Below are 12,100 nucleotides of genomic sequence, written 5' to 3'. Positions count from 1 at the left end.
TACAAAAAAGGTTATGATAAAAAAGCTCGGCGTTGCCGAGCTTTTTTATGTTTGCGTATTTGGTTTTGTGAAAGGGCACGAAAATTGGAGAATCAGCAGCTTTTTTTTAATAATGACAGGGGGTTAGCATATGGTGATGGTTTTTTCACCACAGCTTTAGTCTGCAATGGTCGTATTGAGCTGTGGCCACTTCATGTAAAGAGGTTAGTGCAATGTCAGCAGCGTTTAGATTTTCCTGAGCTGAACCTCGAAGCACTTGAGCGCTTGGTTTATGAGCGAATAAAAGGTGAAACAAAGGCCGTATTAAAAATTCTCATTACACGAGGATGTGGTGGCCGAGGCTATCAAGCTCCACAATCACCCACGCCCAGTTTTAGCATCCAAGTGCTACCATTTCCAGAGAATTACAGTAAATGGCAGCAACATGGTATCGAGACCGTGCTAAGCCGAGTTCAGTTGGGGATTCAACCTTTATTAGCAGGCCTCAAAACGTTAAATCGATTAGAGCAAGTGTTGATTAAACAAGATGCGCAAACGCTGGAATGTGATGATGTCATCGTTACTGACATCAATGGCAGCGTTATCGAATCGTCTGCGGCAAATATTATCGTAATTAAAAACAACCGAGTGTACACGCCAAATCTCGCAAATTCAGGTATTAAAGGTGTATTTCTGACATCTCTTGAAAGCCAAGTTGATATTACTGTGGCTGATATAGACCTTGAGTTCTTGCAATTAGCAGATGGTATATTTATCTGTAACAGCTTGATTGAGCTTGTGCCGATAATAAGGTTTGAGCAGCAGTGTTTTGACATAGAGTATTTGTTGACGCTAAAAAAACAGATCTTAGGGATGAGTTCTTAATGAAAAAGTGGTTGTGTATTCTAATATTTGCGATTTTAATGGGGTCGTGGTGGTTCTTAGAAAAAGTAAATCAAGTCAAATTTGAACGGCTCAACATTTCGGATAAGTTTGTAGAGATAAAGCCGGGACAAACCTTTACCCAGTTATGCCACCAATGGCAGAAAAATGGTGCGTTGTCTCATTGTTTACCTTACCAGCTGTATAGCAAATTAATACCAAAGCTGTTTGCGTTACAGTCAGGAGTGTATGCGCTAAAAGGGTTAACGGTACTTGAGGCTGTGGCTAAAGTGAGTCGCGGTGAACAACATCGTTTTAGCTTTACTATTATTGAAGGCACGCCAATCTGGGAAGTTGAGAAAAAGCTTAGTGATGCGCCTTACTTAAATCAAGACATCGATAATTTGAGCAGCCAACTAATGCTGGACTATGGCTCCGTTGAGGGATGGCTCTACCCCGACACATATTACTATCATGGTTTTGATTCTGCTTTGGGGTTACTAAAACGAGCGCGTGATAAAATGCAAGCTGTACTACAACATGAATGGCAAAATAGAGCGAGTGACTTGCCGTTAAAAACGCCTTACGAAGCGTTGATCTTAGCCTCAATTATTGAAAAAGAAACTGGTTTGCACGAAGAGAGAAAGAAAGTTGCATCGGTATTTATCAATCGATTAAAAAAGGGTATGCGTCTACAGACTGATCCCACCATTATTTACGGTATTGGTGAGGGGTTTGATGGCGATATTAAACGTAAGGATATTCGGCAAAAGACGCCCTACAACACCTACCGTATTGATGGCTTACCACCGACGCCAATCGCTATGCCATCGGAAGCTTCAATACATGCAGCATTACATCCTCAAAAGACGGACTATCTTTATTTTGTGGCTACTGGAAATGGCGGTCACTATTTCTCAAAAACACTAGCAGAGCACAATAAAGCGGTACAAAATTATATTTTAAACAAGCAAAATAGCCGTTAATAAATAATGAGTTAGCACTTTTTGTTGCTAACTCTTCCATGTGATTTGCTAGCAATGTCTAGTTGAACGGTATAATTAAGAGAGTTATTAGGCGCGATTGAGTGTTTGAAGCCATGTAATCGCGTCGTTGTAATTTTCAAAGTTTTTAATAGTAAGCCCATGCTTTTCGGCAAACGCCTCGATGAGCCCACTTTTGGTATCAGTAGGAGAGATAACTCTAGCGAGTGCTATATTATCAACAACTTGATTGAGTTTTTGAAGTACATTCAACACGCTCGGATAATCATAAGTAATATGTAATTGTGATACATCAATTACCAAACAGTTTAGTTTGTTGGATTTTAGTGCCAAACCCAGGTTTTTGTACATATTGATAATATTTACTTCAACACATTCACCATAGGCGGCTGCGTGGATTAGCTTCTCTTTATTATCAATTGTTGCCCGGTAAGAGAATTTTGCCATGCTGTATCACACCTTTTATCTATATAAATAAAAGGATAGTTCAATTCGCTTGTGATACCAGCATGGAATGTATGGGATCATAGTTAAATGACCTTGTCCGACGATATTTTTTAGGTCATACCAATTATTTTAATTAAAAGATCTATTTTGAGTCGAAAAACCTTGTTGATAACATCGCTAAAGCGTCGTACTAATGCCGAGGTGCCTACCGCCATGCAGACAAGGCAAAAGTTTTGCTATTTAGTTGTTCTAAATAAGAGATTTTTAACGCAGTTAGCGTTACATTGATACTCTCTCAAATTGAGCGAGTATCAAAAAGGCTAATTGGTATCATATCAATGATTGTGCTACTTCAGCGATTTTTTGTCGCAACCATATATGGCTGGCATCACGATGTAGTAGTGGACTCCAAATCATATCTAGCTCAAATGGTGGGATAGGAAAGGGCGGCTCCAAGACCGATAAAGTTGGATCATCACGATATATGTTGGCTGCTTTTGAAGGCAAAGTAGCAACTAAGTTTTGTTCTTTAGCAAGATGTATCGCGACGTGATAATTACGAGTAAAGGTTGCAATGTTTCGGTGCTTGCCAAAATGGGCAAGAGCTTCATCAACCCACCCAAGCTTTTGTACGTCAGCAGGATCCATCCCAACACCAACGCCAAACCCAGTTTTACTTACCCAAATATGACGTGACTTAAGATACGCATCCAAAGTAAAGTTAGCAATAATTGGATTATCAGATTTTACAAGGCAGCAAAAGCTATCTTTCCAAATTCGTTTATGATGAAACGACTGTGGGAGGTTTTCAAAGCGATTAATTGCCATATCAACTTTCCCATTTTCAACGTCATGGAAGGTAACGTCACTGGGTGTGAGGATGTCTAGTGTAGTGTCTGGCGCCTCTTCATGAAGCTTATTGAGTAGTTTAGGGGCAAGCGTGCTTGCAGCATAGTCGCTCGCCATAATGCGAAATACGCGATTGCTGCTAGCCGCTTCAAACTCTCTGTTAGGTGCTAGCGTTTCTTCCAACGTCATTAAGATACCACGGATAACAGGCTGTAGCTCTAAAGCGCGCTCAGTTGGAACCATTCCTTCACTGGTGCGAACTAAAATTGGGTCATTAAAAAGGTTTCTGAGGCGTTTTAAACCATTACTCATAGCTGGCTGTGTAATGCTAAGTTGGTTTGCTGCACGCGTCACATTACATTCTCGAAGTAGTGTATCGAGATAAACCAGCAAGTTAAGATCAATTTTACTAATGTTCACTCAGGGATTCCTTTATGTTATTTTTCTTTTTTGGCCATTTGTAGGAAGCGATTTTTTTGTGGGTAAGGGTAAATATGCTTTACGGCTTTTTCACGTATATCACGTTGCGCTTGTTGCCAAAATACGACCTCAGCCAAATCAGGGTGATGGTTCAGAAACATTTCTCTTAGTTTAGGATTTGTCAGAACAAATGTACACAGTTGTTCTGGAAAGACATCCTGAGGGGCGCTAGAAATATCCCCAGAGTCGTACATGGTTTCAATGCCCTGTTTGGGTAATGCTCGAAAATTCATCTCGGTTAAGTACTGTACTTCATCATAATCATAAAAAATTACCCTGTGATGTTTACTGACGCCGAAGTTTTTTAACAGCATATCGCCAGGAAAGATATTAACGGCCAGCATTTCTTTGAGTGCATTACCGTAATCTTTAATGACTTGCTCACAGGTTGAATCATCAGCTTGCTGCACAAACAGGTTGAGTGGTGTAATGCGACGCTCGATATATAGGTGCGTGATTACCAAGTTCTCACCTTCGACCCTGATGCTATTAGAGATTGATGTTAACAGCAATTGGTAGAGCTGTGGTGAAAATCGTGCAACTGGTATAACAACGTCAGAATACTCGATGGTATCAGCCATCCGACCCACTCTATCATGACGTTTTACCAACTGGTAACGCTGCAGTACAGTATCTTTGGTAAAGGGCTTACTTTCAGGAAACTTATCTCTGATCACCTTAAATACGTAAGGGAAGCTGGGGAGTGTGAAAACCATCATCACCATACCAGGTGTACCCGCTGCTACTTCAAATAACTCTTCAGAATTGTCTAGGTGTTGTAAAAACTCTCGGTAAAATTCGGTTTTACCTTGCTTGTGAAAGCCAATTGCGTTGTAAAGTTCAGCCTTTGTTTTATTTGGCATTAGCTGATTTAAGAATTTAACCAGTGCAGAGGGGGCATGTGTTTCTACTAGAAAATAAGCGCGTGCGAAGCCAAAAATAACTCGCATCTGTGAACTGTTTGTTAGTAAAGCATCTATCAATAGTTTGCCATTTTCAGTATGTAAAATGGAGATGATAAACGGCTGTACTCCAGATTTAGAGACTACTCTTCCTACGATATAAGCTCCTTTATTACGATAAAAAGGCGCATTTAGGATGTCAAAGCGCATCAGGTGTGCTTGATGATGGGTATTAGGCGCTTGTTTCAAAAATGCTTTTACGAGTAATCGAATGTCACGATCCAAATCTTCAAATTCACAGTGAAAGTCTATTTGCTCAATCATTTTCTTTATCGTTGGTTTCAATCCATTCACAACAGGAAAATAACTACGATACTCGGCTTCAACGGGAAGGGAGGTTGCATTTGCGAGCTGGGTTTCGACAAAAATAAAATCACTGTTGTAATAGCGACGATGGAATAATCTACAAAAAACAGAGTTATAGAAGGTTTCAGCAAGTTCAGGCTGAGGATGAAAAGTTAAGCGTTCGAGATAGGCTTGTTTTACTTGGTACCACAGTGTTTCGTTGAGCTGAGTTGAGCGATAAAGCTGCATGAGTTTGTGTGCGGTTTCATCGACTTTACTGTCGTATTGACTGATCCTTGCTTTACTAATTCTCTCTATTTCCCCCCAGTTTTGCTTAGCAAACGCAAAAGGCGCCAATTTAGTGATTTTTACGAAAGCTTGATAGTGATTTTGAAAGCCGGACAAAATCTGCTCAGCCAATTGCTGTGCTTGCATATACATCCCTCATAAATACGCATTGTGAGATAGCTTCACTTTACAAGGGAATGTATAAAAAGTCATCTGGTAATACCAGTTTTGGCCAAAGTTAATTTAACGAAGTTACAACATTAGTTAGTCTTCGTAGCTCTTTAATCGCTTTTCTAATTTTGAAATTTCTTTCTCTAGGTTTTTTAATGCCTTGGCATGTGACTTATTAATGGCTTTGATTTTCTTGGTGACTTGCCGGACTCGCTCCTTACGTCTATCTTCACTCATCAATTTTGTTAGTTTTTCTTGCTCCTCTCTAACAGCTGTGTCTCGTTTTCTATTTAAAATTGCTCTTTCGTGGTTTTTTGCTCGAAGAGCATGTTTTGTTCTTTTTATGATTTGTGCGCGTTCAATATTATTAAGCGCTTTATAATGTTGCTCAGAGGGCACAGTGGCTTTGGGATCAGTTGTTGTTATGGTATGTTGTGTAGCGTCAACTGAGCAGGGAAACTGGCTGAAAACAGCGCCTTTGCTAGTTGTACATTTAAAGTATTTTACGGTTTCTGCGCGTCCGAATAAGGGCAGAAATAGTAATATAACCTTGATAAGCGATTTCATACGGCATCCCTGCGGTTTAAAAGATAATTTAACCATAGATGACGACAGCATTACTTCAAGATCATTGCGCTTCTGGTGTCGTGAATTTTTTTAATGTCTTGATACTTTGAATTAAAAAAGGGATATCTAAGTTGCCATTTAATACAAAGCCTTCTTTTGCTGACATTTGTTTAAAGTTACCATCTTGATCCACTAATGTAATTTTATCTTTTTTGAAGGCTACGAGCACACCTTGAGTAAAGTTAACGCCCTCTGCATGACTGCGCGTTTTAACATTAGAGCCAAGCATTCCTTGTTGTGCCAAAGGAGCACAGCCAAATACTGAGCTTATAGCGGTGTAGGTAATATCATGAGGTTGCATAAGCCCACTTACTTTCGCGTACAAGTTAATGTTCGTAAACGCCGAACTAGTTAGGATGGTTGAGCGATGCGTGCTCAAGTCGAGTGCGATAAACGGTTTACTTAAATCAATAGGTGTCTTGCTGTTAGCTTCAACTATGGCGAGCTTAGCTTCAGCTTTTGTTGGGATGAACGTAAATTCACCACTAGACTTTACACTCAATAAGTTGTTATTTAACGACCAAATAGGAACTTGTTGTTGTACTAAAATGGACTCTTTGTAGTAGCTTGGAAGTCCATAAATAAGACTAAATAAGGCGTCGCTAGAGTTTCCGGCTCTAAGCACTGAGTCTAATTCAAAGATGCTATGATTATCGCTTTGCAGCGTATTTGATGCTATTTGCTGATATGACTGAGCGTCATTATACGCATAGATAGTCATTGTTTGTTGAGTGTTGGGTTGACACTCAGCAGCGATGATTGGTGCGCTATATTTGGAATGCGCGCTGCCAACATTTAAAGCGTGAGCTTCTTCATACCTTTCTATATCCAACAGGTCATGCCTTGCAAGTAAGCTTTTTGCTGTTGTCGGGTAAGATAGCGGCAGCACGTTATCTTGCTTCGTTATATCAAAAAACGCGTTGGCATCAGCCCAAATGTGAAGGCTATGGCTCAGCGCAAAGCAAGTTACAATTGTACCGGTTGCGTAGCGTGGGAAGGTATATGATTTTAACTCAGCCAAATGTCGCCAGGCATAATTACCTGCCAGTAACTCAAAGGTAAGTATCAAGGCCAAAATTAAAAATGCAATAATGAGGCTGAATGTTGAAGAGCCAACGAGTGTTTCCCATAAGAGCACAAATATGTCTGGTAATGACGAGGGGTTGATATGATACCCCAGCTGCAAGTATACAAATGCGTCAATGGTTAACACGACAATGCCTAACGTGGCAATAAATGCGGCCATCCCCCTTATATGTCGTGGATAAGGAAAAACTAGGCTCAGCGGGAAAATGGTTAATACAAACGCACAAAAGGTGATAAAGCTGGTGTGGCTTATCCACGTGATCAGCATATAAAACCAGCCGACAAACGTACTTGGTGCTTTGTCAGCGAATAAATAAACTGAGCTTATCAGCAAAACCAAGCCAATATTTGCAAAGGTAAACCAATGTCCCCAGCTTAATAATTGACTTGCTTTCGATGAAAAAGGGCTGTGCGGTGTAAGGTTCATTCCGTTACTTTACTGATTGAGTAAGCGCTTTAGCAAAATTTTCAGCAACAGATTGTCTCTTATTCTCTGGAACATGCTCTTTTATAATGTGCGTGATAGAATTACCTAAACACATCAAGCTAAGATCAACTGGTGCGTTTTGCGAGCTTAATACATTAATTAATTGGTCAACAATTTCTTCTACTTGTTTATTGGAATACTTTGATTGGATAGGCATCAGTTGGTTCAATTTATAAAAGCAATAATTTTTACATTTTAACATTAGAGGCGTGAAAAACAAAGATGAGCGTTGAGGTAAAAAAACTAGTTGTTCACTATGTAGACAAACAGGACGAAGATACCGAGATACATCTCCGTGAAGATGAAATGCAAATCAATGATAAAGTAAATGTTTTCATTGAACAATTACATCATGCTTACAACGGCAAACCGGGCAAAGGTTTTTGTGCTTTTAGTGGCGAAAAAAATAGTGTCGTTGCGTCTGCTATGCAAAGCTACAGAAATAACGAGCTTAATTTTTGGCACTTAACTCAAGAGGCCACCAATGTTCTCAAAGAAGAGCTTAATAAATATGCTTTTCACGAAACAGGATATTTAGTGTTTTGTCATTATCAGTATGTTGCCAGCAATTTTATTATGATTGCACTAATAAATATCAAAGAGCACTACACAATCACCTCTGATCTAGATTTATCAGCAGCAAAGCATTTAGATATTTCGCGTATGCAGTTGGCTGCAAGAGTTGATTTAGATGCTTGGGATACCGCAGCGGAAGAAAATCGTTATATTTCGTTTATAAAGGGTAGGGCAGGTCGTAAGGTCGCAGATTTTTTCCTTGATTTTCTTGGCTGTGAAGAGGGGATCGATCCTAAGCAACAATCCCAAACTATGCTGCACGCTGTAGAAGATTACTTATCAGCGCAACAATACGAAAAGTCCGAAAAGGATGATATTCGCAAAGAAGTCTTTGATTATTGCAACGACTGTGTCACGACGGGTGAGGATGCTGATGTCAACACCTTGTCACAAACTTTGTCTAAGTCGGCAGACGTCAAGTTTGAAGACTTTTATAAAGAACAAGGCTATGAGTTGGAAGAGAGTTTCCCTGTAGATAAAAAGACAGTAACGAGCATGGTCAAGTTTTCAGGGCTTGGTGGTGGAGTGAGTGTAGGTTTTGAGCGTAAACATTTGGGCGAGCGCGTTATCTATGATGCTGCGAGCGATACACTAACGATTAAAGGTGTACCACCAAACTTAAAAGATCAAATTGAGCGCTATTACAACGATGAGTCTTAAGTTTTAGAAAGGGCAGCGAAAGCTGCCTTTTTTGTTCCTGTTTTATCCCTTTTTTTGCAAAAAGAACTATCAATTTGCTGCTTTTGCTAGCATTTTTTTAATTTTAACTATACTTGCATTGTAGTACTTGTAGAACAAGCAATTGGGATGACTCACAATGAAGACAAAATTAGCTTTAGGCTGTACCCTTTGCCTTGCCTGCTTTGCAGGTCATGCGGAGGTAAACTTTTCTGGATTTGCAAGTATCAATGCGGGCAAAGTGCTCAGTGGCAGCGGTGTTCCACAATTCGGAATAAACGATCCAATCTTTCTCGCAGATTACCCTATCGTCAGTGTGTATGATGAGGATGTTTCGTTTGAACCTGAGACACTGATGGGGCTGCAATTTAGTACAGATCTCACGGAAGGCTTGAGTGTGACAGGACAAATTGTTGCTCGAGGAGCTGACGACTTTGATGCTAAGTTTGAATGGGCATATTTGTCATACGAGATAAATGACAATTGGACTTTCCAAGCTGGTAAGAAGCGCTTACCACTTTTTTACTACTCAGACTTCTATGATGTTGGCTATGCGTATGTGTGGATGCGTGCACCTGCCGACAACTACACATGGCAAATATTCAACTATAACGGTGTGAATATGCTTTATAATGGCAGTATTGGTGATTGGTCATTGAGTGGCAACATCTACGCTGGTAAAGAAGATGACGATGACAACAAACTGCTTAGTGAGTTTTTCTTTCAAGAGCCCACCAGAGAAATCTGGAAAGATATTTTGGGGGGAGTGATCCAAACCAGTAATGACTGGCTTGAGGTTCGTCTTACGCATATGCGCTATACCAATAAACGCTATCGCGCTGGAGAGCCGGTACTGTGGAATGGCAGTGATGAGCGTGATGGTAAGTTCTACGGGTTAGCGGTTAACGCAGATTGGGGCAATTTTTTCATCCTGTCAGAATTAAATAGACTCGATTTAGACGGTGATCTCGATACTAAGATGCTAACACTAGGTTATCGCTTCGATAGTGTTACTCCTTTTGTATCTTACGCTGATTTTGAAGGAGAAGGGGATGATGCAGAAAGTCACGAGACTACTTCTGTTGGGATCCGCTGGGATTTCCATTCTGCTGCAGCATTTAAAATTCAATATGACGAAGTTGAAGACAACTCCGTTGGGCTTGCAGTCGCTGGTGATAGTAAAGCCATCACCATCGGTATCGATATGGTATTTTAAGGAGAGCGTCATGAAAAAACTATTTTTACTTGCGCTACTTTGTAGTTCATATAGCACCTTGGCTGTTGACGTGATTGTTAACCCAGCGAATAACTCCGCCCTTGATGAGAGTGAAATTAAACAAATCTTTATCGGCAAAGCGAAGTCTTTTTCAGATGGCTCTAAAGCACTGCCAATTACCCAAGTTGATGGCTCAAGTGTAACGGATGAATTTAATGAAAAAGTACTGAATAAATCTTCTAGTCAGTTAAAAGCCTATTGGTCGAAGCTTGTATTTACTGGTAAGGGGACACCTCCAAAAGAAGCCGCTGATGATGCTGAAGTGATTAAATTAGTTGCGAGCAACCCTAATTTAATTGGTTTTGTGTCTTCGGGAGCGGCCGATGGCAGTGTTAAGGTTGTAAAATCGTTCTAATATACAGTCTTAGATTTCATAATAGGGCTCCTGTTTGGAGCCCTATTGTTTATAGGTATCAGCTAGATTTTACTGTCAATAATTAGCATTGTGAGCTTCTTGCTGAGCATCTTCGCTGATTTTTCTTCAGCATTTGCTTTTGCCATATTCTCAAAACTGGAAGCAGCTTTGATCTGTGTAGAAACATGTGCTTTTTCTTTGCTGTTTTCCAATAATATCAAGCTCGAATTAGCAAAAACATAGTAAGTGTTATTTCTCTTAACATCTTGAAAATCGACACTAAAGTCAATTTGAAAGTCTGCTACTTGACTGTCACCGACCACTGTTAGCCCTTGTTTAGTCAAACTTTCAGCAAGCTGGTTACGGATGTTTTCAAGCCCCCATAATTTGGATGAAATACTGAATGTGAGAGACTGAAGAAAATCGTTCAATATTTTATCTTTGTCTTTTACGGACTGTGGTGTAGCAATAGAACCGCCTCCGAGTTGACGGTGATAATCGTTAGCTTTTCGGCGTTTGGCAATCAAGCGCTTAATTGCCATTGCGTCTTTTAATTTTTCTGAGTTAGTGAGCCCAGAAATGTTTGCCTTGACAATGTCTTCATCAAGTTGATGAATATCTAACTCCGTATGCATCCTTGACTCAACTTTGTTGAACGAGGCTAGGGCATAAGCAGTATTATTTTGCCGGGAATAAAACTCCTCTTCGATTTTTACGCCTTGTAACTTGATACTCGGTACTTGAGAGTACAGTACTTCATCAACTTGGTAAGAAAAATCCCCATTAGATTGGCTTTGTGTTACTTGTGTTATACCTTCAATCTCGACATTGAGCTGCTTTGCAATCGCAAGCCTCGCAGATTCTTGAGCTGCAAGCTGTGCCTCTGTGCGGTTTGCAATATGGCTTGCTGAGCCAACGCCATAGGTCAAATACTCAGAAGTTGGCTGCTGTGTTGTCCATATCGGTTGTGTTTGTTCTTTTGCAATCGCTTCTTTAGTTGACTGACAAGCAGACAAGCTTAAGGCGATACACAAAGGTAAAACGAAACGTTTAGAAGCCATACCCGCTTCTCTCTTGAAGTTTTTGAATTTTCTTCTGTCCATTCCACACCTCACGGTTTGTCGTCATGTCAATTAGTCGAAGATCGACTTGATAGAAGGTAACGCGGCTACCACCTTGCTCATCAACAAATGAGTTAATAGTGCCAGATAACGCATAGTCAGCACCTTGCTCTTGTCCCATTTCGTTACGAGTTTCTAGGCTGGAATTTAGCTCTTGGTCTCGGCGCTCTTCTCGGATCTCACCTCGTATGTCACGGTTAGCAACAAAGTCTGCTTGTCCACTTCGTAAAATTGCGCGTTTCAAGTCATTTAAGAAAGTGTCGACAGCGATATGCTGATGTGACTTGTTACGAACGGATTGAATAATGATTGCAGGTCTGCTTCCCTCTTTGGCACGGTGCTCGCGCACCCATGGAAAGCCAAGCATATCACTAACCATCGCTTCAGCGACTAATTGTGAGTCTTTGCCATTCCACTTATCAGAAAGTGCAATTTCTTCATTTGTATCAATTCGGCTGACTTTTGGTGTCGAAGAGCAACCTGTCAACGCCGCAGATGAGACGATGAGCATTGGTACAACGAGTTTTACAGCAAATTTTGGCTTCAT

At 40.4% G+C, this 12,100-nt stretch carries 13 protein-coding genes; 5 read left to right on the top strand and 8 right to left on the bottom strand.

Going from position 1 to position 12,100, the window contains the following annotated elements:
* Nucleotides 1-84 precede the first annotated feature (84 nt).
* Nucleotides 85-864: an aminodeoxychorismate lyase gene (gene pabC, locus HUZ36_RS01655; protein WP_254879443.1), complete on the top strand. Its 780-nt coding sequence runs from the start codon at nucleotides 85-87 to the stop codon at nucleotides 862-864.
* Entirely contained in the window at nucleotides 864-1,847 is a 984-nt protein-coding gene (gene mltG, locus HUZ36_RS01650) for an endolytic transglycosylase MltG (protein WP_176031838.1), read from the top strand. The genes pabC and mltG overlap by 1 nt, the downstream gene beginning before the upstream one ends.
* Before the next feature lie 87 nt (nucleotides 1,848-1,934).
* On the opposite strand, the gene HUZ36_RS01645 is transcribed toward mltG, so the two are convergent.
* The 6 genes from HUZ36_RS01645 to HUZ36_RS01620 all read right to left on the bottom strand — a co-directional run bounded on the left by HUZ36_RS01645 (nucleotide 1,935) and on the right by HUZ36_RS01620 (nucleotide 7,704).
* Nucleotides 1,935-2,312 (bottom strand): hypothetical protein, encoded by a 378-nt coding sequence (locus HUZ36_RS01645; protein WP_128732157.1) that lies wholly within the window; start codon nucleotides 2,310-2,312, stop codon nucleotides 1,935-1,937.
* Nucleotides 2,313-2,642: 330 nt separating this feature from the next.
* The gene (locus HUZ36_RS01640; RefSeq protein WP_125252956.1) at nucleotides 2,643-3,581 is read right to left on the bottom strand and encodes a LysR family transcriptional regulator; all 939 of its coding nucleotides are present in this window, start codon (nucleotides 3,579-3,581) and stop codon (nucleotides 2,643-2,645) included.
* Nucleotides 3,582-3,598: 17 nt separating this feature from the next.
* Nucleotides 3,599-5,323 (bottom strand): bifunctional isocitrate dehydrogenase kinase/phosphatase, encoded by a 1,725-nt coding sequence (gene aceK, locus HUZ36_RS01635; RefSeq protein ID WP_128732158.1) that lies wholly within the window; start codon nucleotides 5,321-5,323, stop codon nucleotides 3,599-3,601.
* A gap of 117 nt (nucleotides 5,324-5,440) precedes the next feature.
* Nucleotides 5,441-5,914 carry a DUF4124 domain-containing protein gene (locus HUZ36_RS01630; protein ID WP_128732159.1) on the bottom strand — a complete coding sequence of 158 codons (474 nt, stop codon included), beginning with the start codon at nucleotides 5,912-5,914 and terminating at the stop codon, nucleotides 5,441-5,443.
* Nucleotides 5,915-5,975: 61 nt separating this feature from the next.
* Nucleotides 5,976-7,487 carry a DUF3413 domain-containing protein gene (locus HUZ36_RS01625; RefSeq protein WP_176031837.1) on the bottom strand — a complete coding sequence of 504 codons (1,512 nt, stop codon included), beginning with the start codon at nucleotides 7,485-7,487 and terminating at the stop codon, nucleotides 5,976-5,978.
* A gap of 4 nt (nucleotides 7,488-7,491) precedes the next feature.
* Nucleotides 7,492-7,704, bottom strand: coding sequence for a DUF1414 domain-containing protein (locus tag HUZ36_RS01620; RefSeq protein WP_125252959.1), 213 nt, complete (start codon nucleotides 7,702-7,704; stop codon nucleotides 7,492-7,494).
* Nucleotides 7,705-7,769: 65 nt separating this feature from the next.
* Here HUZ36_RS01620 and yejK point away from each other — a divergent pair, with 65 nt between their 5' ends.
* The 3 genes from yejK (at nucleotide 7,770) to HUZ36_RS01605 (ending at nucleotide 10,432) form a co-directional block, all read left to right on the top strand.
* The gene (gene yejK / locus HUZ36_RS01615) at nucleotides 7,770-8,783 is read left to right on the top strand and encodes a nucleoid-associated protein YejK (RefSeq protein WP_128732161.1); all 1,014 of its coding nucleotides are present in this window, start codon (nucleotides 7,770-7,772) and stop codon (nucleotides 8,781-8,783) included.
* A 157-nt stretch (nucleotides 8,784-8,940) separates the two neighbouring features.
* A complete protein-coding gene (locus HUZ36_RS01610; RefSeq protein WP_125252961.1) occupies nucleotides 8,941-10,017 on the top strand; it encodes a porin in 1,077 nt (358 codons plus the stop codon).
* A gap of 10 nt (nucleotides 10,018-10,027) precedes the next feature.
* Nucleotides 10,028-10,432 carry a phosphate ABC transporter substrate-binding protein gene (locus HUZ36_RS01605; RefSeq protein ID WP_128732162.1) on the top strand — a complete coding sequence of 135 codons (405 nt, stop codon included), beginning with the start codon at nucleotides 10,028-10,030 and terminating at the stop codon, nucleotides 10,430-10,432.
* A gap of 62 nt (nucleotides 10,433-10,494) precedes the next feature.
* On the opposite strand, the gene HUZ36_RS01600 is transcribed toward HUZ36_RS01605, so the two are convergent.
* Together HUZ36_RS01600 and HUZ36_RS01595 are read right to left on the bottom strand one after the other, a co-directional pair.
* Nucleotides 10,495-11,493, bottom strand: coding sequence for an LPP20 family lipoprotein (locus HUZ36_RS01600; RefSeq protein WP_128732163.1), 999 nt, complete (start codon nucleotides 11,491-11,493; stop codon nucleotides 10,495-10,497).
* Nucleotides 11,483-12,100 carry a penicillin-binding protein activator LpoB gene (locus HUZ36_RS01595; RefSeq protein ID WP_176031836.1) on the bottom strand — a complete coding sequence of 206 codons (618 nt, stop codon included), beginning with the start codon at nucleotides 12,098-12,100 and terminating at the stop codon, nucleotides 11,483-11,485. The genes HUZ36_RS01600 and HUZ36_RS01595 overlap by 11 nt, the downstream gene beginning before the upstream one ends.

It is taken from the genome of Pseudoalteromonas sp. McH1-7 (genome assembly GCF_013366255.1).
Classification (GTDB): Bacteria; Pseudomonadota; Gammaproteobacteria; order Enterobacterales; family Alteromonadaceae; genus Pseudoalteromonas; species Pseudoalteromonas peptidolytica.
Note: the sequence above shows the minus strand (reverse complement) of the source record. Positions and strands in the feature narration are given on the sequence as shown.